The sequence below is a fragment of the Streptomyces sp. NPDC005805 genome, assembly GCF_040630445.1.
In the GTDB taxonomy this organism is placed as follows: domain Bacteria; phylum Actinomycetota; class Actinomycetes; order Streptomycetales; family Streptomycetaceae; genus Streptomyces.
In genome coordinates, this window is record NZ_JBEXXN010000073.1 from 1 (window position 1) to 21,932 (window position 21,932).

Annotated in this window: 21 protein-coding genes; 7 read left to right on the top strand and 14 right to left on the bottom strand. The window is 74.9% G+C overall.

All coding sequences use genetic code 11. The features are described 5' to 3' along the window. Positions 1-249: 249 nt before the first annotated feature. The 3 genes from ABZ457_RS27895 to ABZ457_RS27905 form a co-directional block, all read right to left on the bottom strand. Positions 250-534 (bottom strand): SHOCT domain-containing protein, encoded by a 285-nt coding sequence (locus ABZ457_RS27895; protein WP_359162850.1) that lies wholly within the window; start codon positions 532-534, stop codon positions 250-252. Positions 535-732: 198 nt separating this feature from the next. Further along, entirely contained in the window at positions 733-1,584 is an 852-nt protein-coding gene (locus ABZ457_RS27900; RefSeq protein ID WP_359162853.1) for a YhjD/YihY/BrkB family envelope integrity protein, read from the bottom strand. Positions 1,585-1,710: 126 nt separating this feature from the next. Further along, a complete protein-coding gene (locus ABZ457_RS27905; protein WP_359162856.1) occupies positions 1,711-2,925 on the bottom strand; it encodes an ROK family protein in 1,215 nt (404 codons plus the stop codon). Between the two features lie 180 nt (positions 2,926-3,105). Here ABZ457_RS27905 and ABZ457_RS27910 point away from each other — a divergent pair, with 180 nt between their 5' ends. Together ABZ457_RS27910 and ABZ457_RS27915 are read left to right on the top strand one after the other, a co-directional pair. Further along, complete coding sequence (locus ABZ457_RS27910; protein WP_359162859.1) at positions 3,106-4,407, top strand: MFS transporter; 1,302 nt, start codon at positions 3,106-3,108, stop codon at positions 4,405-4,407. Positions 4,408-4,685: 278 nt separating this feature from the next. Then, on the top strand, positions 4,686-5,042 hold the full coding sequence (locus ABZ457_RS27915; RefSeq protein ID WP_359162861.1) for a hypothetical protein: 357 nt from the start codon (positions 4,686-4,688) through the stop codon (positions 5,040-5,042). Here the strand turns inward: ABZ457_RS27915 and ABZ457_RS27920 are convergent. The 3 genes from ABZ457_RS27920 to ABZ457_RS27930 form a co-directional block, all read right to left on the bottom strand. Further along, positions 5,003-5,668 (bottom strand): response regulator transcription factor, encoded by a 666-nt coding sequence (locus tag ABZ457_RS27920; RefSeq protein ID WP_359162863.1) that lies wholly within the window; start codon positions 5,666-5,668, stop codon positions 5,003-5,005. The two genes, ABZ457_RS27915 and ABZ457_RS27920, sit on opposite strands and share 40 nt — an antisense overlap. Then, a complete protein-coding gene (locus ABZ457_RS27925) occupies positions 5,665-6,834 on the bottom strand; it encodes a sensor histidine kinase (protein ID WP_359162920.1) in 1,170 nt (389 codons plus the stop codon). The genes ABZ457_RS27920 and ABZ457_RS27925 overlap by 4 nt, the downstream gene beginning before the upstream one ends. Before the next feature lie 631 nt (positions 6,835-7,465). Continuing rightward, the gene (locus ABZ457_RS27930; protein ID WP_359162866.1) at positions 7,466-8,242 is read right to left on the bottom strand and encodes a TetR/AcrR family transcriptional regulator; all 777 of its coding nucleotides are present in this window, start codon (positions 8,240-8,242) and stop codon (positions 7,466-7,468) included. Between the two features lie 152 nt (positions 8,243-8,394). On the opposite strand from ABZ457_RS27930, the gene ABZ457_RS27935 reads away from it, so the two are divergent. Then, positions 8,395-8,874, top strand: a complete 480-nt coding sequence (locus tag ABZ457_RS27935) for a nitroreductase/quinone reductase family protein (RefSeq protein WP_359162868.1) — start codon at positions 8,395-8,397, stop codon at positions 8,872-8,874. Positions 8,875-8,939: 65 nt separating this feature from the next. Here the strand turns inward: ABZ457_RS27935 and ABZ457_RS27940 are convergent, their stop codons facing one another. Next, a complete protein-coding gene (locus tag ABZ457_RS27940) occupies positions 8,940-10,352 on the bottom strand; it encodes a geranylgeranyl reductase family protein (RefSeq protein ID WP_359162871.1) in 1,413 nt (470 codons plus the stop codon). Between the two features lie 122 nt (positions 10,353-10,474). Here ABZ457_RS27940 and ABZ457_RS27945 point away from each other — a divergent pair, with 122 nt between their 5' ends. Further along, positions 10,475-11,839 carry a dipeptidase gene (locus ABZ457_RS27945; RefSeq protein WP_359162874.1) on the top strand — a complete coding sequence of 455 codons (1,365 nt, stop codon included), beginning with the start codon at positions 10,475-10,477 and terminating at the stop codon, positions 11,837-11,839. A 77-nt stretch (positions 11,840-11,916) separates the two neighbouring features. Here the strand turns inward: ABZ457_RS27945 and ABZ457_RS27950 are convergent, their stop codons facing one another. After that, complete coding sequence (locus tag ABZ457_RS27950; protein WP_359162877.1) at positions 11,917-12,954, bottom strand: NUDIX domain-containing protein; 1,038 nt, start codon at positions 12,952-12,954, stop codon at positions 11,917-11,919. A gap of 209 nt (positions 12,955-13,163) precedes the next feature. Here ABZ457_RS27950 and ABZ457_RS27955 point away from each other — a divergent pair, with 209 nt between their 5' ends. Further along, positions 13,164-13,343 (top strand): hypothetical protein, encoded by a 180-nt coding sequence (locus ABZ457_RS27955; RefSeq protein ID WP_018849473.1) that lies wholly within the window; start codon positions 13,164-13,166, stop codon positions 13,341-13,343. A gap of 76 nt (positions 13,344-13,419) precedes the next feature. On the opposite strand, the gene ABZ457_RS27960 is transcribed toward ABZ457_RS27955, so the two are convergent. Beyond that, positions 13,420-14,370 (bottom strand): ROK family protein, encoded by a 951-nt coding sequence (locus ABZ457_RS27960; RefSeq protein ID WP_359162880.1) that lies wholly within the window; start codon positions 14,368-14,370, stop codon positions 13,420-13,422. Positions 14,371-14,596: 226 nt separating this feature from the next. Between ABZ457_RS27960 and ABZ457_RS27965 the strand changes: the two genes are divergently transcribed. Further along, on the top strand, positions 14,597-15,577 hold the full coding sequence (locus ABZ457_RS27965; RefSeq protein ID WP_359162923.1) for a LacI family DNA-binding transcriptional regulator: 981 nt from the start codon (positions 14,597-14,599) through the stop codon (positions 15,575-15,577). A 615-nt stretch (positions 15,578-16,192) separates the two neighbouring features. Here ABZ457_RS27965 and ABZ457_RS27970 read toward each other — a convergent pair. From ABZ457_RS27970 to ABZ457_RS27990, 5 genes are all read right to left on the bottom strand, one after another. After that, entirely contained in the window at positions 16,193-17,485 is a 1,293-nt protein-coding gene (locus ABZ457_RS27970) for an aldolase/citrate lyase family protein (RefSeq protein ID WP_359162883.1), read from the bottom strand. Positions 17,486-17,671: 186 nt separating this feature from the next. Continuing rightward, positions 17,672-18,634, bottom strand: coding sequence for an electron transfer flavoprotein subunit alpha/FixB family protein (locus ABZ457_RS27975; protein WP_359162886.1), 963 nt, complete (start codon positions 18,632-18,634; stop codon positions 17,672-17,674). A 58-nt stretch (positions 18,635-18,692) separates the two neighbouring features. Beyond that, entirely contained in the window at positions 18,693-19,478 is a 786-nt protein-coding gene (locus ABZ457_RS27980; RefSeq protein ID WP_026277950.1) for an electron transfer flavoprotein subunit beta/FixA family protein, read from the bottom strand. 177 nt (positions 19,479-19,655) lie between these two features. After that, positions 19,656-20,273, bottom strand: a complete 618-nt coding sequence (locus ABZ457_RS27985) for a flavin reductase family protein (RefSeq protein ID WP_359162891.1) — start codon at positions 20,271-20,273, stop codon at positions 19,656-19,658. A gap of 258 nt (positions 20,274-20,531) precedes the next feature. Further along, positions 20,532-20,885: a thioredoxin family protein gene (locus ABZ457_RS27990; RefSeq protein ID WP_359162926.1), complete on the bottom strand. Its 354-nt coding sequence runs from the start codon at positions 20,883-20,885 to the stop codon at positions 20,532-20,534. Between the two features lie 305 nt (positions 20,886-21,190). Here ABZ457_RS27990 and ABZ457_RS27995 point away from each other — a divergent pair, with 305 nt between their 5' ends. Next, positions 21,191-21,913 carry a lysophospholipid acyltransferase family protein gene (locus ABZ457_RS27995; RefSeq protein WP_359162894.1) on the top strand — a complete coding sequence of 241 codons (723 nt, stop codon included), beginning with the start codon at positions 21,191-21,193 and terminating at the stop codon, positions 21,911-21,913. The last annotated feature ends 19 nt before the right edge of the window (positions 21,914-21,932 follow it).

Sequence of the window (21,932 nt, forward strand, 5' to 3'; positions counted from 1 at the left end):
GGGCCCCCGGCGGCCGGGGGGGGGGTCCCCCCCCGCGCGCCCCGCCTTTTCCGGGGCCGCGGGGGCCGGCCCCTCCCCCCCCCCCCCCCCCACCGGCGGCACAGGTGTGTGGTGCGGGCCCGTGTAGTGCGGGCACATGTGGCCGGGGGCCGCGTGGTCGGCGCATATGTGGCCCGGCGCTATGTGGCCCGAGGCCGTGTGGTCCCGGGCCATGTGGTCCGAAGCCATGTGGCGTGACCCCATGTCGTGTCACACCGGGCCCGTGCCGGTGCGGCCGAACTGCTCATCCAGTACGGAGAGCCGGCGCCAGTACTCCTCCTCGTCGATCTCCCCCGCGGCGAAGCGGCGTCCGAGGAGGGCGAGGGGCGAACTCTCCGCGACCGGCGGGCCTCCGCCACGCCACCCGGGCGCGGCCCGACCGCGCCACACACCGGTCCGGCGCAGCACGGTGACGGCCCCGAGCACGACGGCCGCCCAGATCAGCGGGAAGAACAGGATCCACGGGCCGGGCCCGTCGTGGGCGAGCGTGTTCATGTCCGTTCAGCTCCTCGGTGCGATGCGGTGCGCTACAGCGCTTCGGCGGTGGTGCGCCGTTCTCCTGACACCTCCGAGGCTCCCGCGCGGGCGGCCGGCGGTCGTCGTACCGGTGGCGGCAGTGCTCCTACCGCCCGGGGAGTACACGCGACGGACGCCACCGGGCGGGGCCCGGCCCGCGCCCGGCCCGGCCGACCGTCAGAGCTCGTCCTCCGCCAGCTCGCGTTCCAGTCGCCGCCGGGTCCGCTCCTCATGGTGGATCCGGCCGACGAGCGCGCCGCCGTAGACGACGAATCCGACCCCGACCAGCCAGGACTGGACGACGAGGACGGTCCCGAACGGTCCGTAGGTCACGGCGTTCGAGGCGATCAGCGGGGAGAACACCAGCTGGGAGAAGACGCGCAGGCCGAGCATGCCGATGCTGGCCGCCACCGAGCCGGGCAGCAGGGCCCGCCAGCGGACCCGGCCGCCGAGCAGCAGGCGCTGGGACGCCCAGAAGAACAGGAAGGTGGCGATCAGATCCGCCAGTGCGCCCGCGGCGGCGACCAGGGGCGAGGGGTGTGGCACCGGACTGTTGGTGAACACCAGCAGGAAGAGGATGAGCATGGCGAGCCACACCACGTGGCGCCACATGGTGTGCCAGCGCGCTGTAGGCAGGTCCCACACCTTCTCGTAGCCCGTCTGTACCGCGGAGCCGAAGGTGAGGCCGAAGACGGCGAGGGCCGCGAGACCGAAGGCGGTGGTGCGCTGAAGGGCCTCGCCCGGCCTGCCGAAGAGTTCCTCCACCTCCTCCTGGGAGCCGGCGGAGACCCCGAGGGCCTGGCCGAGCCAGCGGGCGAAGCCCTCGGCACTGACCGGGTCGGCGGCGGCGACCACGACGAGCAGCGGGACCAGGGTGAGGAAGCCGAGGGCCGCGAAGCCCATGGCGCGGTGCATCAGCTCCATCTCGCGCCCGCGGTTCCAGGCGAGCCCGGCCGGGGATTCGGCCACCCTCCGGTGCAGATCCTCGAACCGGTGCGCGCGGTGCGGGCCGGAGGGTGCGTCGCTCATACGGCGTGGCCTACCCGGTGACGGGCCGCCGTCTGCCGCCGCTCCTCCGGACGGGTGGCGCCAACGGCCCGGCGCCCGTCCGCCACGCCCACCCCACCGGGGCCCGGCCCCCTCGGGCCCGGTCCGTCAGGCGAGGGCGGCCAGCGGGTCGTCCAGCACCGGCTGCCAGGCCAGTTCCGCCGCGCCGACCAGGCTGTTGTGGTCCAGGGTGCACGGCAGGATCGGCACTCCCCCGCTGCGCCCCCACAGGCTGCGGTCGGCGACCACGGCGCGCAGCCGCTCGGGGTCGGCCTGGAGCAGCTCGCGGTGGAGTCCGCCGAGGATGATCCGGTCCGGGTTGAGGATGTTCACCAGTCCGGCGAGCCCGAGCCCGAGCCGGTCGATGAGCTGTTCGGCGGCGGACCGGACCGCGGGGTCCGCGTAGTCGGCGGCGAGCATGTCGCGGGACTGCTGGAGCAGGGAGACCTCCGGGCCGGGGTCGCGTCCGGCGGCGACGAGGAAGGCGAGGGGGTCGGCCTCGACGTCGAGGCAGCCGCGGCTGCCGCAGTGGCAGGGACGGCCCTCGGGGTTGACGGTCAGATGGCCGACCTCCAACGCGAGTCCCGAACTCCCGCTGTGCAGCCGTCCGTCGAGTACCAGCGCGCCGCCGACGCCCCGGTGCCCGGTGGCGACGCAGAGCAGGTGCTGGGCGCCCCGCCCGGCGCCGTGGCGGTGTTCGGCGAGAGCGGCGAGGTTGACGTCGTTGCCGGTGAACGCGGGGCCCTCGATGCCGGCGGCGGCGATCCGCTCGGCGAAGATCTCCCGGACCGGGGCGCCGGCCGGCCAGGCGAGGTGGAGGGGGTTGAGGGCGGTGCCCTCGGGTTCGGCGACGGCGGACGGCACGGCCAGCCCCGCGCCCACACAGCGCCGGCCGCTGTCGCGCAGCAGCCCGGCACCCGCGGCGACGACCTCGCCGAGGACCTGGGCGGGGTCGGCCTGGACGGTGGTGCAGCCGGGGGCGGTGGCGACGGTGCGACCGCCCAGCCCGACGAGGGAGGCGCGGAAGCCGTCGGCGTGGACCTGGGCGGCGAGGACCACGGGCCCGTTCTCGTCGACGGAGAGGCGGTGCGAGGGGCGGCCCTGGGAGCCGGCGGCGGCGCCGGGGCGGGAGTCGACGCGGATGAGGCCGAGGGCCTCCAGTTCGGCTGCGACGGCGCCGGCGGTGGCGCGGGTGACACCGAGTTCGGCCGTCAGCACGGCCCGGGTGGGGGCCCGTCCGGTGTGCACCAGTTCCAGGGCGGGGCCGAGGGCGCTGCGGCCTCTCTCCAGTCGTGTCCGGGTGGACGTCGCCTTGCCGTTCATGAGGGCGAGTCTCCCATGATCCGGGGCCCGTCCGGCGCGGTGGCGGAGGGGCCGTCCGCTTCCGCGGCCCGGGGTGGGCGGCACACGCAGGACGAGGTGGGCGCCGGGTCGCGGGACCGTACCGGGGAGCCGTGTGCAGCCGTGTTGTACGGAAGGGCACCGGACCCCTATCCTCACTTTGTGCCGCTTCTAAACAAACTCCGTTCGGCCGTTCCGGGAGGCCCGGGCGGAGACCCCGCCGCCGCCTCCCTGTCCCGTGTCCGTGTCGCCCTCACCCTCTTCTTCGCCCTGGACGGCTTCCTGTTCGCCGGCTGGGTCGTGCGCATCCCCGCGATCAAGCAGCAGACGGGGGCGTCCGCGAGCGACCTCGGCCTCGCGCTGCTCGGCGTCTCCGCCGGCGCGGTCGTCACCATGATGCTCACCGGCCGGCTGTGCCGCCGGTACGGCAGCCGCGCGGTCACCGTGTGGAGCGCGGTCCTGCTGTCGCTGAGCATGGCCCTGCCGCCGCTGACCGGCTCGGCCCTCGCCCTCGGCCTGGTGCTGCTGGTCTTCGGCGCCGCGTACGGCGGCATCAACGTCAGCATGAACAGCGTGGCGGTCGACCTGGTCGCGGCGATGCGACGGCCCGTCATGCCCGGCTTCCACGCGGCGTTCAGCCTGGGCGGCATGCTCGGCGCGGGCATCGGCGGCCTGGTCGCGGCCGGTCTCTCCCCCACGGCGCACCTGGTGGGCCTGACCGTCGTCGGCCTGGTCGTCACGGCCGTCGCCGCGCCCGCGCTGCTGTCCGGGCCCGCACCGGCAGCGGCGAGCACGTCCGCCTCCGCGGGGACCGCCGCGCGGTCCGCCCCGGCGCGGCTCACCGGGCGGACGCGGCGGCTGGTGGTCCTGTTCGGCCTGATCGCCCTGTGCACCGCCTACGGCGAGGGCGCGATGGCCGACTGGAGCGCCCTGCACCTGGAACAGGACCTGCACGCGCACCCCGGTGTCGCCGCCGCGGGCTACTCGCTCTTCGCCCTGGCCATGACCGCCGGGCGGCTGAGCGGCACCCTGCTGCTGGAACGCCTCGGCCAGACCCGCACGCTGGTGGCGGGCGGGGTCACGGCCGCCGCCGGGATGCTGCTCGGCGCCCTCGCCCCCACGGTGGGGCTGGCGCTGACCGGCTTCGCGGTGGCCGGCCTCGGGCTCGCCAACATCTTCCCGGTCGCGGTCGGCCGGGCCGGCGAACTGGCCGGCCCGAGCGGGGTCGCCGCCGCGTCCACCCTCGGTTACGGCGGCATGCTCCTCGGCCCGCCCGCGATCGGTTTCCTGGCGGAGTGGTTCTCCCTGCCCGCCGCGCTGACCACGGTTGCGGTGCTCGCGGGCGCGGCGGCGGTGCTCGCGTACGGGGCGCGCCACGCGTCCGCCCCGGACCGCGCGCCGGACGCGCCCGTCCCTGCCCGGGCCGCCACGGGCGAGCGCACCCGCGCGACGACCGCTCGCTGACGAGAACGGGGGTGCGGCCCGACCACGTCAGCGGCCCGGACCGGCGCGGGCACCGACCCGCGCCGCTCGCCTCGCCGGGCGGCCCCGCCCCAGGGCGCGTGACCGACCCGCGCCGCTCGCCTCGCCGGGCAGCGCGGCCCCAGTCGGGCGGACGACGGCACGGCCCGCCGCGCGGGCCACCACCCGCCCGCCTGAGTAGCCGTGAGTAGCCGTACTCAGGCGCGGGCGGTCACCGGGGCCCCACCCTGGAGGGGATTCGACTTCCAGGGGAGACCGCCATGCAGACCCGACTGACGGCACTCGCTCGGCTCACCTTCGGCAACCTCGCCTCGCGCGTCTATCTGGGGCTCGTCGCGGCCGTGGCGGTGTTCGTGGCCGTCGACACCGCGTTCGTGCACCACGACGACGCCTCGCTGGCCGGGGTGTGGCTGTTCTTCGTGGCCGCGCCCACGGTGTTCGCGCTCATGGCGCTGGGGAGCCTGTTCGGGCAGGAGGTGGTGGTGTCCGCGCCGTTCCTCTACACCGTCCTGGTGGTGGCGGTCCTGTTCCAGGCGTGCGCGCTCGGGTGGTTCGTGCGGCTGCTGGGCGGTCTCGGTCAGCCGAGCCACCCGGGGCGGACCAGCCCGGACTCGTAGGCGAGGACGACCAGTTGGGCCCGGTCGCGGGCGCCCAGTTTCACCATGGTCCGGCTGACGTGGGTCTTCGCCGTGAGCGGGCTGACGACGAGCCGGCGCGCGATCTCCTCGTTCGACAGGCCGATGCCCACCAGGGTCATCACCTCGCGCTCCCGTTCGGTGAGCCGGTCGAGCTCCCGCGCGGGCGCCGGGGACTTGGAGCGGGCCGCGAACTCCTCGATCAGACGGCGGGTGACGCCGGGCGAGAGGAGGGCGTCCCCGTCCACCACCGCCCGCACCGCGCGCAGGAGTTCATCGGGCTCGGTGTCCTTGACGAGGAAGCCGGAGGCGCCGGAACGGATGGCCTCGAAGACGTACTCGTCGAGTTCGAAGGTGGTGAGCATGACCACCCGTACGTCGGCGAGCCGTTCGTCGCCGGTGATCCGGCGGGTGGCGGCGAGGCCGTCGAGGACCGGCATCCGGATGTCCATCAGGACGACGTCGGGGCGGAGTTCGCCGACGAGGCGCACGGCCTCCGCGCCGTCCGACGCCTCGCCCGCGACCCCGATGTCCGGCTGGGCGTCGAGCAGCGCCCGGAATCCGGCCCGGACCAGGAGCTGGTCGTCGGCGAGCAGTACCCGGATCACGTCGTCTCCTCGGTCCGTACGGGCAGTTCGGCGGTGACCCGGAACCCGCCGTCCGGGCGCGGGCCCGCCTCGATGGTGCCACCGAGGGCGGCGGCGCGCTCCCGCATCCCGGCGAGGCCGTTGCCGCTGCCGCCGGCCTCCCGGGCGGTGGCCGGTCCGTCGTCGTCGACGCGGATCACCAGGCGGCCCGCGTCGTGCGCGATCACCACCCGGGCGGCGCGGGAGCCGGAGTGGCGCACCACGTTGGTCAGGGCCTCCTGCACGACCCGGAACGCGGCGAGGTCCGTGCCGGGCGGCAGGGCCGGGAGGGGGCCGGTGCGGCGGACGTCGACGGCCAGTCCGGCTCTCGCCGCCTGTTCGACGAGTTCGGGCAGCCGGTCCAGCCCCGGCGCGGGGGCGCGCGGCGCGTCCCCGGGGGCGCGCAGGGTGTCGAGGACCTGGCGGACCTCCCCCAGGGCCTCCTTGCTGGCCGACTTGATGGTGGTCAGCGCGGTGCGGGCCTGCTCGGGGTCGCCGTCGAGCAGGGCCAGGCCGACGCCCGCCTGGACGTTGATGACCGAGAGGGAGTGGGCGAGGACGTCGTGCAGTTCGCGGGCGATGCGCAGGCGTTCCTCGTCGGCGCGGCGGCGTTCGGCGGCGGCCCGTTCGGCGCGTTCCCGCAGCCACACCTCGCGCCGGACGCGCACCAGTTCGGACGCGGCGAGGACGGCGACGACCCAGACGGTCACCCCGATCTCCTGGCCCCAGGGCGCGGCGTCGTCGCCGCCGGGCGGCAGATGGCGGTAGAGCCAGTGGGCGACGAGGAGGTGTCCGGCCCACAGCAGGCCGAGGGACCACCACGCGGCCCGGCGGTGGCCGGAGACGATCGCGGCGAAGCAGGCGACGGCGACGGGCAGGAAGGCCGGGCCGTACGGGTAGCCGGCGGCGAAGTAGACGAAGGCGACCGCGCACACCCCCGCCACGACGGCGACCGGGCGTCTGTTGCGGAGCAGGAGCAGCGCGGGCCCGGCGAGGAGGAGGGCGTAGGCGAACGCGTCGAGGGGTTCGCGGACGCCCTGCTGGTCCTGGGCGGCGAAGCGGGTGCCGGCCACGACGAACACGGCGAGCGCGACGGTCGAGGGCCAGGGGATCCGGCCGGTCTCCCGGCTCGTCTCCCACAGCCGCATCAGCGGCGGGCCGCCGCCCCGGCCCCGGGGCGTGCGGCCGGGGCGAGGGGCGCGCTGCTCTTCCATACCGGCCACGCTAGACCCGCCTCGGGCAGGGGCGCGTCAGCCCGGCGTGGCGGTCGCGGGTACTCCTCGCGGAGTAGGACGGGCTGCCCCCGGGCGGGCCCGGGCGGGGCGGGCCCGGGCGGTGGCGGGCCAAGCCGTCCCGGCCGGCACATCCGAAGCGGGCCCGTCCGGGGGGTCCGTCTGCGACGACCCGTCCGGTCGGCACGCCAGGCCGTGCGGGGTGGCGGCACCGGGCCCGCAGGCGGGTCCGCCAGGGCGACCCGACCGGTGCGGGCGGGCCGTCTCCGGCGACCGTCCAATGGCGGACAGGCCGTCCGGGGGGGGTCCGTCTACGACGACCCGCCCGGTGGCGGCCAGGCCGCGCGGGGTGCCCGGCCGGAGCCGGCCGTCCGGAGCGGCCTTCAGGTCGGCGGGCCATACCGCGCAGGACGACCCGACCGCGGCGGGCCGTCTCCGGCGACCGTCCGGTGGCGGACAGGCCGCGCAGCCCCGCCCGAGCCCGGCACCGCGTCCGACGGCGCGCGCCGTCGTGGTCCGCGTCGAACAGGGCCCCGGCCCGGGCCGGTCAGGACCGCGCGGCGGGCTCACCGCGCAGGCCCACCTCGGCGGCGATCCGGCGGGCGGTGTGCCGGAAGAAGACCTCGCCGTCCTCGACGAGCCGGTTGAACTGGCCGAAGACCTCGAAGGAGATGAGCCCGAAGAGCTGCGCCCAGGCCGCGACGAGCGCGGCCGCGACCGCCGGCGGCAGTTCCGGGGCGATGTCCTCGGCGATGCGGCGCGCCTCGCCCTTCAGGGGCTCGGGGAGCGGCGGCAGGGCGAGGCCCTCGGTCCGGTGGGCGTCCCGCGCGATGCCGATCAGCACCATGCCGACGCGGGCGGCCGGGCCGACGGTGTCCATCGGCGCGGTGTAGCCGGGCACCGGGGAGCCGTAGATGAGCGCGTACTCGTGGGGGTGGGCCACGGCCCAGGCGCGGACGGCCGCGGCGACGGCGACCCAGCGGGCCACCTGGCGGCCGTGCGGCGCGGTGGGCTCGGGGCGCCGGGGGCCGCCCTCGCGCAGGGGGCCGGCCGGGTCCGACGGGTCCGACGGGTCCGACGCGGCCGCGGCCTCGGCCGCCGCGCCCACCGCGTCGAAGGCGTCGATGATCAGCGCGGTGAGCAGGTCGTCGCGGCTGGGGAAGTAGCGGTAGAGCGCGGAGGAGACCATGCCGAGTTCGCGGGCGACGGACCGGAGGGAGAGCTTGGCCGCTCCCCCGGCCGCGAGCTGCCGCCGCGCCTCCTCCTTGATGGCCGTGGTGATCTCGGTTCGGGCCCGCTGCCTGGCCCCGTGAACGGTCGTCATGCCGAGACAGTCTGTCACGTTTCGGAGCACCGATCCATATCGAGAGCACTGCTCTTGCTTTGGTGCACCGCTCTCGTGCACACTGTCCTCAAGCGAGAGCAGTGCTCTCGGTTTCCTCCGCCAGCTCCTTCGCCCTCGGATCGGGGTCAGCAATGTCCACGCCGCAGCCACAGCCCAACCCTCAGCAGAAGCCGTACTACCTCAAGGGGAGCCCCCTCAACGTCCGGCTGAACAGACTCGTCGGCTGGCTCGCCCGCCACGGCGTCAGCGTGATGGGCACGGCCGAGATGTCGGTGCGCGGCCGCAGGAGCGGCACCATGCAGCGCATCCCCGTCAACCAGCACAGCTACGAGGGCGTCCCCTACCTGGTCTCCGCCCGGGGCCATTCGCAGTGGGTCCGCAATATGCGCGTCGCGGGCGGCGGGGAGCTGCGGGTCGGCCGGAAGGTGCGCGCGTTCACCGCGGCCGAGATCGGTGACGACGAGAAGGTCCCGGTGCTCCGCGCCTATCTGGAGAAGTGGGGCTGGGAGGTCAACCAGTACTTCAAGGGCGTGACGGCCGCCTCGACCGACGCCGAGCTGCGGGCCGCGGCCCCCGACCACCCGGTGTTCCGCATCACGGTCACCGGGTGACCCACCGGTCCCCGGACCCGGGCCCGGGCCCGACCTTGCCCCCGCCCCCGGGGCGGACGCCCGCCCTACTTCCGCCGCTCCAGCGCGTCCAGCGCCCGGCGCGCCAGCGGGTGGCTCCGGAAGAGGCCGGCCAGCGTCGTCGTGCCGCGCGTGATGTCGGTGAACGCGGTCCACGCGGGCCGGAAACCGGTGAGGATCGCGTGCAGCAGCCCCGGCCGGCGCTCGAAGACCGCGAGCATCCGCCGGCCGACCGCCATCTCGACGCCCAGGCCCGCCTTGATCGCGAAGGCGTAGTTGAGCGCCTGCCGGCGGGCGTCGACCGCGTCGTGCGACTCCGCGATGCGGACCGCCCACTCCCCCGCGAGGCGCCCGGAACGCAGGGCGAAGGAGATGCCCTCCCGCGTCCACGGCTCCAGTAGCCCCGCCGCGTCGCCGCAGACCAGGACCCGGCCGCGGGAGAGCGGCGAGTCGTCGCTGCGGCACCGCGTGAGGTGGCCGGAGGAGATGTCCGGCTCGAACCCGGCGAGGCCGAGCCGCGCGATGAAGTCCTCCAGGTACCGCTTGGTGGCCGCGCCCTCGCCGCGCGCCGAGATCACGCCCACCGTGAGGGTGCGCCCCTTGGGGAAGACCCAGCCGTAACTGCCGGGCATCGGGCCCCAGTCGATGAGCACCCGGCCCGCCCAGTCCTCGGCGACCGTCTCCGGGACCGGGATCTCCGCCTCAAGCCCCAGGTCGACCTGGTCCATCCGGACGCCGACATGTGCGCCTATGCGGCTGGCGCTGCCGTCCGCGCCCACGACCGCGTGCGCCAGGACCGTCTCCTCGGCGCGTTCGGAGGCCCCGGCCCCCGTCGGGGAGAGGACCACGGCGACCGTGCGGCGGTCCGGCACCGCCGGGCCGTGCTGCTCCACCCGGGAGACGGTGACCCCGGTGCGCACCACGGCGCCCGCCTTCTCCGCGTGTTCGACGAGCCGGGCGTCGAACTCGGGGCGGTTGATGAGCCCGAAGAGCATCCGGCGGGAGCGCCGGGTGCGGGCGAGGCGGCCGCCCAGGGAGAAGGTCACGGCGTGGACCCGGTCCTGGAGCGGCAGCTCGAAGCCGGGCGGCAGGCTGTCCCGGGAGGGGCCGATGATGCCGCCGCCGCAGGTCTTGTAGCGGGGCAGTTCGGCCTTCTCCAGGAGGAGGACCCGGCGGCCGCTCACGGCCGCCGCGTACGCGGCGGAGGCGCCGGCCGGGCCCGCGCCGACCACGACGACGTCCCACACCGTGCTGTCGTCACGCTCGCCGCGCTCCTCGCGGCCGTCACGCTCGTCTGCCGCCGCCGCGCCGGTGGCGTCCTCCCCGGCCGCGTCCGCGCCGACCACGTCCGCGCCGGTTGCCTCCGCGCCGGGGGCGCCCTGTCCGGTTGCGTCCGCTCCGGTGGCGTCGTTCTCGCTGCTCACGATGTACTTCTGCTCCCGATCCGACCCATGGCCCATGCGTCTCGTCCGCGTCTGGTCCGCATCCTACGGCGCGGGTTCCCGCTGACCGCTGTGGGAGGATCGACCACACGTTCACCCCCCGTACCCCGCACAACGTCGCACCCACAAGGAGCGTGCCCATGACCGCGAATCCGATCGCCGAGACCGTCGCCTCGCTGATGCCCCGCGCCCGCGCGGAGCTCGCCGAGCTGGTGGCCTTCGAGTCGGTGGCGGACGAGGCCGTGGCCCCGCGCAGCGAGTGCGAGGCGGCCGCGAACTGGGGGGCGGACGCCCTGCGCGCGGAGGGCTTCGAGGACGTGGCGCTGCTCGACACCCCGGACGGTTCGCAGTCGGTGTACGGCGTGCTGCCGGGCCCGGCGGGGGCGCCGGTGGTGCTGCTGTACGCGCACTACGACGTGCAGCCGAAGCTGGACGAGTCGGCCTGGCTGAGCCCGCCGTTCGAGCTGACCGAGCGGGACGGCCGCTGGTACGGGCGCGGCGCGGCCGACTGCAAGGGCGGCTTCGTCATGCATCTGCTGGCGCTGCGCGCACTGAAGGCGAACGGCGGTGTCCCGGTCACGGTCAAGGTGATCGTGGAGGGTTCCGAGGAGCAGGGCACCGGCGGCCTGGAGCGTTACGCGGAGGCCCACCCGGAGCTGCTGGCCGCCGACGCGATCGTGATCGGCGACACCGGGAACTTCCGGGTCGGGCTGCCGACGGTGACGGCGACCCTGCGCGGGATGACGATGATCCGCGTGCGGATCGACACCCTGGAGGGCAACCTGCACTCCGGCCAGTTCGGCGGCGCGGCGCCCGACGCGCTGGCGGCCCTGATCCGGGTGCTGGACTCGCTGCGCGCCGAGGACGGCTCCACCGTGATCGACGGCCTCCCGGCGCAGGCCGAGTGGGACGGACTGCAGTACGACGAGGCCGAGTTCCGCGGGGACGCGCGGGTGCTGGACGGGGTCGGCCTGCCCGGGAACGGCACGGTCGCGGACCGGATCTGGGCGCGGCCGGCGGTGACCGTGGTCGGCATCGACTGCCACCCGGTGGCCGGCGCGACCCCGTCGATCCCGGCGAGCGCGCGGGCCCAGATCAGCCTGCGGGTGCCGCCGGGTCAGGACGCGGCCGAGGCGACCGGGCTGCTGTTCGCGCACATCGAGAAGCACACGCCGTGGAACGCGCGGGTGACCCTGGAACAGGTGGGCCAGGGCCAGCCGTTCCGGGCGGACGTGACGAGCCCGGCGTACACCTCGATGGCGGAGGCGATGCGGGTGGCGTACCCGGGCGAGGAGATGCAGACCTCCGGCATGGGCGGCTCGATCCCGCTGTGCAGCACCCTGGCCGCGCTGTACCCGGAGGCGGAGATCCTGCTCATCGGCCTGAGCGAGCCGGAGGCGCAGATCCACGCGGTGAACGAGAGCGTGTCGCCCGAGGAGTTGGAGCGCATGTCGGTCGCCGAGGCGCTGTTCCTGGTCAACTACGCGCGCTCCAAATCCGCCTGACCCGTCGTCGCGCCGGGAACGGGTCCGGGCCCGGGCTGCTTCCGCGTCCCGGGCCCCCGGGACCCGCCCCGGACCCGTCAGCCGCCGACCGGAACGCCCGCCTCCAGGTTGAGGACCGTGCCGCGTTCCCGTGCCCGCAGTGCCCACCGCAGGCGCTCGAAGCGGCCGGGCGACAGCAGTCCGGCGGCCTCCTCCTCGCCGACGAACCGCCAGGCGCGCAGTTCCGGTCCGGGCAGCCGGATCCGGTCGGCGTCGGCGGCCGGCAGGCGTCCCCCGTCGAAGATGAGGCGCAGTCCACCGAAGCGGGGGGTGCGGGGCGGCTCCCAGTCGACGACGAGCAGCCGCGGTGCGGCCGGCAGCTGGAGGCCGAGTTCCTCGGCGACCTCGCGCGTCCCGGCACGGGCCGGGGGCTCGCCCGGTTCCACGACACCGCCGGGGAACTCCCACCCGGGCTTGTAGGTGGGGTCGACGAGGAGGACGCGGTCCCGCTCGTCGAAGAGGAGGACGCCCGCGGCGACGGTCTCGGCGGTGGGCGCGGGTGTCTGGACGATCTCGCAGGCGGCGGCGTCCCCGCTGCCGACGGCCTCCGCGATCCGGCGGGCGGCCTCCCGGGCGTCGACGCGGCCGTTGTCGACCACGTAGGCGTCGGCGGTGAGCCAGGGCAGGGCGGCGCGGTACGGCTCGATGTGGTCGTACGACCACTGGCGCACGCGCTGTTTGGCGTCGGGCGTGTCGGGGACCTCCCGGGCGGCGATCCGTGCACGCAGGATCGTTTCATCAGGTGCCAGGAGCACATGCCGGACCGGTATGCGGCAGGCGGCGAGCCCGCCGAAGATCTCGTCGCGGTACTCCTGGCGCAGCAGGGTCATCGGGACGACGAGCACCCCGCCCACCTCGGCGAGCAGGGCGGTGGCGGTGCTCACGACCAGGCGCCGCCAGATCGGCAGGTCCTGGAAGTCGGAGACCTCGTCGAGGCGCTTCTCCGGCAGCAGATGCCTCAGGCCCGCGCCGACGACCTCGGGGTCGAACAACGTGCTGTTCGGGATCAGATCGATCAGTTCGCGCGCGGTGTTGGTCTTGCCCGCTCCGAATGAACCGTTGATCCAGACGATCACGGGTCCCCCTCTTCCGTAGCCCACAGTGGATTGCCCGCAACACCCTGCCACGGAAACTTCCGCCCACAACCGGTTGGCCGGTCCGTCGCCGAACTGTGGCCGGGCGGGCGGCGGCCCGCCGGGACCAGGCCAAGATCCACCGGACACCGCGAGCCCGTGACACCTGGCCCGCGCCGTCGTTGGAGCGAAAGGAGACAAGGGGGTGCGCAATGCGCCGCACGGTGTTGGAGAAGTTCCCCGCGGGGGATCCGCGGGGCAGCTGGCATGCCGAGGAGTACGCCCGGCACCGCCGGGACGAGGGCCTGCCCGCGGAGGTGGTGATGGACCTGGAGTCCGACGCGTTCCTGGTGGTCGTCCCCCAGCAGCAGTCCCTGGACCGCCCCTGGTGACGGGCCCTGGTAACGGGCCCTGGCCGGAGCGGTCCGCCACGGCACCCGGGGAAGGGCCGAACCCGCCCCCGTCCGGCTACGCCGTCGTCGGCTCCGGCCGGCGGCCCAGGAGCGCGGCCGCCGCCGCGCCCACCAGGCCCGCGTCGGTCCCGGTCCGGGCCGGGGCCACCCGGAGGCGGCGGACGAAGGAGAGTGTGGCGTAGTCGCCGAGGGCGCGCCGCAGCGGGGCGAAGAGGACCTCGCCCGCGCCGGCGACGCCGCCGCCGACCACCGCGATGTCGATCTCGACCAGGGTGGCCGTCGCCGCGATGCCCGCCGCGAGGGCCTGGGCGGCCCGCTCGAAGGACGCGGTGGCCACCGGGTCCCCCGCCCGGGCCGCGGCAGCCACCGCGGCGGCCGTGGTGTCGCCATCCGGACCGGGCCGCCAGCCGCCCTCCAGCGCCCGGCGGGCGATGTTGGGGCCGCTGGCGATGCGCTCGACGCAGCCGCGCGCCCCGCACGGGCACAGATCGCCGTCCAGGTCGACGCTGATGTGGCCGATGTGGCCCGCGTTGCCCGTGGGACCGGCGTGCAGCTGGCCGTCGAGGACCAGACCGCCGCCGACGCCCGTGGAGACCACCATGCACAGGGCGTTGTCGAAGCCGCGGGCGGCGCCGCGCCAGTGCTCGGCCGCGGTGATCGCCACGCCGTCACCGACGAGTTCCACGGGCAGTCCACCGGCGCTCTCCGCGACCCGGGCGACCAGCGGGAAGCCGCGCCAGCCGGGGACGTTGACCGGGCTGACCGTGCCGGCCGAGCGGTCCACCGGCCCCGCGCTGCCGATGCCGACGGCCCGGACCCCGGGCCAGAGCGGGGAGGCGGCGAGCTCCCCGAGGACGCCGTCGACGGCGTCCATCACGCGCTCGGCGCCCTCGGTCGCCGGGGTCGGCCGCTGGGCGCGGTGCAGCAGGGTCCCGTCACCGTCCACCAGAGCTCCGGCGATCTTGGTGCCGCCGATGTCGAGCGCGGCGACGAGGCTGGTGTGCATCGGTGTGCGATCCCCCGGGAAGTGTGTCGGACCTGCGGCCGGATACCAGTCTCCCCTCCCTTGACAACGTTGTCCAGGCCCTATGCCCGACGCCACACCTTCCCATACGATCGGACGCGACCGCCCGTCCCCGGACAGAAGGCACAGCGTGGCCGACACGACCCGACCCCTGCCCGCCCCAGGGAGCCGCCGGGCCCCCGAACCGCGCTACGGCAACCGGCCGACGATGAAGGACGTGGCGGCACGCGCCGGGGTCGGCCTCAAGACCGTGTCCCGGGTGGTGAACGGCGAGCCGGGCGTCACCCCGGACACCGAGCGGCGGGTCCAGGAGGCGATCGAGTCCCTCGGGTTCCGCCGCAACGACAGCGCCCGGGTGCTGCGGAAGGGGCGTACGGCCTCCATCGGCCTGGTCCTGGAGGATCTGGCCGACCCGTTCTACGGGCCGCTGAGCCGGGCCGTGGAGGAGGTGGCCCGGGCCCACGGGGCGCTCCTCATCAACGGCTCCAGCGCCGAGGAGGCGGGCCGCGAGCAGGAGTTGGTCCTCGCGCTCTGCGCGCGCCGGGTGGACGGTCTGATCGTCATTCCGGCCGGCCACGACCACCGCTATCTGGAGCCGGAGATACGGGCGGGGGTGGCCACGGTGTTCGTGGACCGCCCGGCAGGGCGGATCGACGCGGACGCGGTGCTGTCGGACAGCTCGGGCGGCGCGCGGGCGGGCACGGCGCATCTGATCGCGCACGGGCACCGGCGTATCGCCTTCATCGGTGACCAGCCGCGGATCCACACGGCGGCGGAGCGCCTGAGCGGCTACCGCGCGGCGATGGCGGACGCGGGGCTGCCGATCGACGACGCGTGGGTCTCGCTGGGCTCGACCGCGCCGGAGCGGGTGCGGGAGGCGCTGACGGCGATGCTGTCCGCGCCGGAGCCGGTGACGGCGATCCTGGCGGGCAACAACCGGGTGACGGTCACGGTGGTGCGCCACCTGGCCGCGCACCCGGAGCCGGTGGCGCTGGTCGGCTTCGACGACATCGAGCTGGCGGATCTGCTCGGCATCACGGTCATCGCCCAGGACGCGGCGGCCCTGGGCCGCACGGCGGCGGAACGCCTCTTCCGCCGCCTGGACGGGGCCGGCGGGGCGCCGGCCCGGGTGACGCTGGAGACGGTGCTGATCCCTCGCGGGTCGGGCGAGATACCCCCTCCGGCCTGACCGGGCCGCGCCGGGGGCGTGGTGGCCCGGCGGGGAGCGCAGGCCGTGGGCAGCCCACGGCCCGGTGCTTGGGGCCGGGCGTGGCGCGGGCGCGCCGGGGCGCAGGGCTCGGGCCCACACCCCGGGACCGGCGGCCGGCGGCCGGCGGCGCATGGGAGCCCTTCATCGCGGACCGGGCCGGGATTCGCCCCGGGGGCGCCGGCGGCGGCTGCCCCGCGGGGCCGTCGGCCGCCGGGCACCAGCCCTTCCACCCCGGCCCCGCCGGGAGGCGGGCAACCCGCGCGCCGGAGCCCTTTCGCCCCGCCCCGGCCTCGCTCACCCGTGGGCGCAGGCGACGGGCGCCCGCGCCTGAGAGCCCTTCCCCCCGGGGTGCCCGAGGGTGGGCTGTGGGCTTCCGAACCTGGGAGTCCGCGCAGCCCGGCCCGGGCCCGGCGTCCGCCCCGTTCCGGGTCGGCGAGTGAGCCGAAGGGCGCGCGGGTGTCGAAAGGGAGGCCGCGCGCAGGACCCGAGGAACGAGGGTCCGAGCACGGCCGACCGTCGACACCCGCTGAAAGCGCCCGGAGGCGAACCGAGCCCCGAAAAAAAAGGGGGGCGCCCCGGAGGCGAACCGAGCCCTCAAAAACCCACACTCAGGTCGCCCCGGCGCGGGGCGGCGAAGCCGTGGAGGTCGGCACGGGTGAGGCCCGTGAGGCGGGCGACCTCGGCGGTGTCGAGGGCGCCGCAGTCGATGCCGCGCAGCAGGTAGGAGCTGAGGGCCTTGGCGGTGGCGGGCTCGTCCATCACGTCGCCGCCCGCCCGGTTGGCGTACGCGGCGAGGCGGGCGGCCGCTGCCGCGAAGCCCTCGCGGTAGAAGGCGAAGACGGCGGCGTACCGGGTGGGCAGGTGGCCGGGGTGCATGTCCCAGCCCTGGTAGTAGGCGCCGGCGAGGGCGCGGCGGGTGAGTCCGTAGTGGAGGCGCCAGGCGTCGTGGACCTGCTCGGTCGGGCCGACGGGCAGCACGTTGGTGGAGCCGTCGGAGACACGGACGCCCGTCCCGGCGGCGGCGACCTGCATGACCGCCTTGGCGTGGTCGGCGGCGGGGTGGTCACTGGCCTGGTGGGCGGCGCTGACGCCGAGGCAGGCGCTGTAGTCGAAGGTGCCGTAGTGGAGGCCGGTGGCGCGGCCCTCGGCTGCGTCGATCATGCGGGCGACGGTGGCGGTGCCGTCGGGTCCGAGGATGGACTGGCTGGTCTCGATCTGGATCTCGAAGCCGATCCGGCCGGCCGCGATCCCGCGCGCCTTCTCGAACTCCTCAAGGAGGCGCACCATCGCGGTGACCTGTTCGGCGTAGGTCACCTTGGGGAGGGTGAGGACGAGGCCGTCGGGGAGGCCGCCGGCGTCCATCAGGCCGGTGAGGAAGACGTCGAGGGTGCGGATGCCCCGGTCGCGGACGGCGGCCTCCATGCATTTCATGCGGATGCCCATGTACGGGGCGGAGGTGCCCTGTTCGAAGGCTTCGGAGATCAGGCGGGCGGCGCGGGCGGCGTCGGTGTCCTCGTCGCTGCCGGTGTAGCCGTCCTCGAAGTCGACGCGGAGGTCTTCGACGGGTTCGCGCTCCAGCTTGGCGCGGACCCGGGTGTAGACGGGTTCGGCGAGTTCCTCGGAGAGGCCGAGGACGCGGGCGAGGGCGGCGGGGTCGGGGGCGTGCTCGTCGAGGGCGGCGAGGGCGGCGTCTCCCCAGGTGCGAATCGTTTCGGCGGCGTAGGCGTCGCCGGGGACATAGACGGTGTGGACGGGCTGGCGGGTGCCCGGGTCCCCCGGGTACCGGCGGGCGAGCTCGGCGTCCACCGTCGCGAGGGAGGCGCCGATACCCTCGCCGACCGCGCCGGCCAGGCTCGTCGCCACCTTCTCCTGCTGCCCCATTCCCACACCTTCCGCTACCCGTCCGGTCCGTGCCGCGTGTGCGTGCTCGCGCCGCGCCTTTCCGCATCACGGATTCAACATTCTGTTGAACGAAAGTATTACGCGGCCGTGAGCTGCGTCAATGGTGCGCCGGACGCGGCAGGGGCCGCACGGTGGAAGCACCGTGCGGCCCCTGGACGGGAGGTGGAGCGGTCAGCCCTTGCGGGACTTGACCTCCTCGGTGAGCTGCGGGACGACCTCGAAGAGGTCGCCGACCACGCCGTAGTCGACCAGGTCGAAGATCGGGGCCTCGGCGTCCTTGTTGACGGCCACGATGGTCTTCGAGGTCTGCATACCGGCGCGGTGCTGGATCGCGCCGGAGATGCCGGAGGCGATGTACAGCTGCGGCGACACCGACTTGCCGGTCTGGCCGACCTGGTTGGTGTGCGGGTACCAGCCGGCGTCCACGGCGGCGCGCGAGGCACCGACGGCCGCGCCGAGGGAGTCGGCGAGGGCCTCGATGATCGCGAAGTTCTCCGCGCCGTTGACACCGCGGCCACCGGAGACCACGATCGCGGCCTCGGTCAGCTCGGGGCGGCCGGTCGACTCGCGCGGGGTGCGGGAGACGATCCTGGTGCCGGTGGCCTGGTCGGAGAAGGACACGTTCAGCGCCTCGACGGCGCCGGCGGCCGGCGCGGCCTCCACGGCGGCCGAGTTCGGCTTGACCGTGATGACCGGGGTGCCCTTGGTGATGCGGGACTTGGTGGTGAAGGAGGCGGCGAACGCGGACTGGGTCGCGACCGGGCCCTCGTCGCCGGCCTCCAGGTCGACGGCGTCGGTGATGATGCCGGAGCCGATGCGGACCGCGAGGCGGGCGGCGATCTCCTTGCCCTCGGCGGAGGACGGCACCAGGACGGCGGCCGGGGACACGGCGTCGTACGCGGCCTGGAGGGCGTCGACCTTCGGGACGACCAGGTAGTCGGCGAACTCCGGGGCGTCGGCGGTCAGGACCTTGACGGCGCCGTGCTCGGCGAGCGCGGCGGCGGTGTCGGCGGCACCCGCGCCGAGCGCGACGGCGACCGGCTCGCCGATGCGGCGGGCCAGGGTCAGCAGCTCCAGGGTGGGCTTGCGGACGGCACCGTCCACGTGGTCGACGTAGACGAGAACTTCAGCCATGGGACTTCTTCTCTCCTGCTTGCGAAGTGCGAAGGGGGCGTTGGGGGTGGCCGAAGCCTCAGATGAACTTCTGGCCCGCGAGGAACTCCGCGAGCTGCTTGCCGCCCTCGCCCTCGTCCTTGACGATCGTGCCGGCGGTGCGCGCCGGGCGCTCCGCGGCGGAGTCGACCTTGGTCCAGGCGCCTTCGAGGCCGACCTCGTCCGCCTCGATCTCCAGGTCCTCCAGGTCCAGGGACTCCACCGGCTTCTTCTTGGCGGCCATGATGCCCTTGAAGGACGGGTAGCGGGCCTCGCCCGACTGGTCCGTCACGGAGACGACGGCCGGGAGGGCGGCCTCAAGCTGCTCGCTGGCGGTGTCGCCGTCGCGGCGGCCCTTGACCGTGCCGTCCTCGACGGAGACCTCGGACAGCAGGGTGACCTGCGGGACGCCCAGGCGCTCGGCCAGGATCGCCGGGAGGACGCCCATGACGCCGTCGGTGGAGGCCATACCGGCGATGACCAGGTCGTAGCCGGTCTTCTCGATCGCCTTGGCAAGCACCAGCGAGGTGCCGATGACGTCGGTGCCGTGGAGGTCGTCGTCCTCGACGTGGACGGCCTTGTCGGCGCCCATGGAGAGCGCCTTGCGGAGCGCGTCCTTGGCGTCCTCGGGGCCGACGGTGAGCACGGTGACCTCGGCGTCGTCGGCCTCCTCCGCGATCTGGAGCGCCTGCTCGACCGCGTACTCGTCCAGCTCCGACAGCAGGCCGTCGACGTCGTCGCGGTCGACGGTCAGGTCATCGGCGAAGTGCCGGTCGCCGGTGGCGTCGGGCACGTACTTCACACAGACAACGATCCTCAGGCTCACGCCGGCTCTCCTACTGCATCGTCTCTATTGGAAATGCCTTGTGAACGCAGCATAGGCGTCCGAAGGGGCGGATCCCGGTCGGGGCGGGCCTGCGCTCCGATCGAAATATTACTCGCCAGTACACCCACAGCGTTCCCGCTAAGCAAGCGCTTTGCACTGTGACCTTGACAACGGTCGTCAGGACGGCTCGCGCAGGCCCGTGAAACGCCCCTCGTGGTAGACGAGCGGACGCCCGCCGACCCCGTGCTCCCCCGCCGCGACCTCGGCTATCAGCACCCGGTGGTCACCCGCGGGCACCCGGGCGATCACGCGGCAGACCAGCCGGGCGAGCACACCGTCGAGGAGCGGAACGCCCTCGGGGCCGGTGCCCCAGCGGGTCGGCGGGGCGAAGCGGTCGGCCCCGGAGCGGGCGAAGGTGGCCGCGAGGGCGGCCTGGTGCTCGGCGAGCAGGTGCACGCCCACGTACTCGGCCTCCGCGAGGACGGGCCAGCTGGAGGAGCCGGTGCCGGCGCCGAAGGAGATCAGGGGCGGGTCGGCGGAGACGGAGGTGAGGGAGGTGGCGGTGAACCCGACCGGTTTCGCGCCCGCTCCGGCGCCCCGGGCGGTGATCACCGCCACACCGGCCGCGTGCCCGCGGAAGACCGAGCGCAGCAGGTCGGGGGTGCCGGGCAGCAGGGCGCCGGGCGCCACTCGCTGCGGGACGACGGTGGCGGGGGCGGTATCGGCGCCGGGGAGGCGCGGCGGGGGCGCGGGGACGGCACGCGCGGGGGTGCCCAGGTCGGTCGGCGCGGTCATGGCGGAGTCCTTCTGCATCGGTGCGAACGCTGCGGCCACTGCTAGTCGGCGTGTGCGACTAGTCGGCGTGTGCGACAGCGGGACAGAGGGCGCTCGCGACCCGGGCGAGGTCGACATGGGCCCGCCCGTGGAGAAGGAGTTCCTGGTGCACGTGATCAGCCTGGCGATCGTCGCGGTGCGCAGTCAAGCGCGCACGGGGATGTGGGACCAACCTCACGGACCGGCGCCCCTGCGGACCGCCGCCCGCCTCACGGGCCGTCACACCGCCCTGCCCAGCGCGGCGATGACGTCGGCGGTACGCGGCGCGCCGGCGGCCCGGGTGACGACGCGCCCGGCGGCGTCGAGGACGAGGACCGTGGGGGTGCGGTCGATGCCGAGCCGGCGGACCAGCGGGAGGCTCGCCTCGGCGTCGATCTCGACATGGGCGACGCCCTCGACCATGCCGGCGACCGCGGCGAGGGTGCGGCGGGTGGCCCGGCAGGGCTGGCAGAAGGCGGTGGAGAACTGCACCAGGGTGGCCCGTTCACCGAGTCCCGTGCCGAGGTCCCCGGCATCAAGGAGTCCCGTGCCGAGGTCCCCGGCATCAAGGCGGGTCCCGCGCGTCCCGCACACCCCGTCCGCCGCACTGACGTTCCGCACCTTCGCGCCCCTTTCGTTCCCCCTGCAACCGTGCCCGGCCTCCCCAGGAACCGTGCCCGGCTTCCGCACGTTGGCAACACACGAGGGGCGGCGCGCGATTCCCGGGCCGGGTGTGACCCGGTGACGGCGGAACGTGACGAGAATCTCGCCCACCGGCGGCCCAGGGGCTGGTCACCCGGCCGCTCATGGGGCACGATCGGCCCGATGCCGAAAACCTACGGCTGCGTAACTTACACCGGGAGACCCCTCCCCGGGCACGACGAAAGGGTCCTCCCCCCATGGCAGAGCTCGTCTATCGACCGGTCGTCGGCGCCGCCCTCGGTATGTTCAAGGCGCTGGACCTGAAGATCGACACTCAGGGGTCCGAGCACATCCCCCGGACCGGGGGCGCCGTCCTGGTGAGCAATCACATCAGCTATCTGGACTTCATCTTCACGGGTCTCGCGGCGCTGCCGCAGAAGCGGCTGGTCCGCTTCATGGCGAAGGACTCGGTGTTCCGGCACAAGGTCTCCGGGCCGCTGATGCGCGGGATGAAGCACATCCCGGTGGACCGCAAGCAGGGCGAGGCCGCCTACCGGCACGCGCTGGACGCGCTGCGCTCGGGCGAGATCGTGGGCGTCTTCCCGGAGGCGACGATCTCGCAGTCGTTCACCCTGAAGTCCTTCAAGTCGGGGGCCGCGCGGCTCGCCCAGGAGGCGGGCGTACCGCTGATCCCGATGGCGCTGTGGGGTACGCAGCGGGTGTGGACCAAGGGCCGCCCCCGTAACTTCAAGCGCTCCCACATCCCGGTGACGATCCGGGTGGGCGAGCCCGTCGAGGCCCCCTCGGACCAGTACGCGGGGGCGATCACCCGGCGGCTGCGCGAGCGGGTGCAGGAGCTGCTGGAGGCCGCGCAGCGGGCGTACCCCGTGCGGCCGAAGGACGCGGCCGACACCTGGTGGGTGCCGGCGCACCTCGGGGGCACGGCGCCGACGCCGGCCGAGGTCCGCGAGAGCCACTGAGCCGGGGCCGCGAGGGCCG

Excerpts from the sequence above, each read along its gene's own strand:
- ABZ457_RS27895 (WP_359162850.1), bottom strand. The coding sequence starts at position 534 with ATGAACACGCTCGCCCACGACGGGCCCGGCCCGTGGATCCTGTTCTTC.
- ABZ457_RS27960 (WP_359162880.1), bottom strand. The coding sequence starts at position 14,370 with ATGCACACCAGCCTCGTCGCCGCGCTCGACATCGGCGGCACCAAGATC.
- ABZ457_RS27940 (WP_359162871.1), bottom strand. The coding sequence starts at position 10,352 with ATGGGCCATGGGTCGGATCGGGAGCAGAAGTACATCGTGAGCAGCGAG.
- ABZ457_RS27995 (WP_359162894.1), top strand. The coding sequence starts at position 21,191 with ATGGCAGAGCTCGTCTATCGACCGGTCGTCGGCGCCGCCCTCGGTATG.
- ABZ457_RS27935 (WP_359162868.1), top strand. The coding sequence starts at position 8,395 with ATGTCCACGCCGCAGCCACAGCCCAACCCTCAGCAGAAGCCGTACTAC.
- ABZ457_RS27955 (WP_018849473.1), top strand. The coding sequence starts at position 13,164 with ATGCGCCGCACGGTGTTGGAGAAGTTCCCCGCGGGGGATCCGCGGGGC.
- ABZ457_RS27915 (WP_359162861.1), top strand. The coding sequence starts at position 4,686 with ATGCAGACCCGACTGACGGCACTCGCTCGGCTCACCTTCGGCAACCTC.
- ABZ457_RS27900 (WP_359162853.1), bottom strand. The coding sequence starts at position 1,584 with ATGAGCGACGCACCCTCCGGCCCGCACCGCGCGCACCGGTTCGAGGAT.
- ABZ457_RS27925 (WP_359162920.1), bottom strand. The coding sequence starts at position 6,834 with ATGCGGCTGTGGGAGACGAGCCGGGAGACCGGCCGGATCCCCTGGCCC.
- ABZ457_RS27930 (WP_359162866.1), bottom strand. The coding sequence starts at position 8,242 with ATGACGACCGTTCACGGGGCCAGGCAGCGGGCCCGAACCGAGATCACC.
- ABZ457_RS27975 (WP_359162886.1), bottom strand. The coding sequence starts at position 18,634 with ATGGCTGAAGTTCTCGTCTACGTCGACCACGTGGACGGTGCCGTCCGC.
- ABZ457_RS27945 (WP_359162874.1), top strand. The coding sequence starts at position 10,475 with ATGACCGCGAATCCGATCGCCGAGACCGTCGCCTCGCTGATGCCCCGC.
- ABZ457_RS27965 (WP_359162923.1), top strand. The coding sequence starts at position 14,597 with ATGAAGGACGTGGCGGCACGCGCCGGGGTCGGCCTCAAGACCGTGTCC.
- ABZ457_RS27985 (WP_359162891.1), bottom strand. The coding sequence starts at position 20,273 with ATGACCGCGCCGACCGACCTGGGCACCCCCGCGCGTGCCGTCCCCGCG.
- ABZ457_RS27905 (WP_359162856.1), bottom strand. The coding sequence starts at position 2,925 with ATGAACGGCAAGGCGACGTCCACCCGGACACGACTGGAGAGAGGCCGC.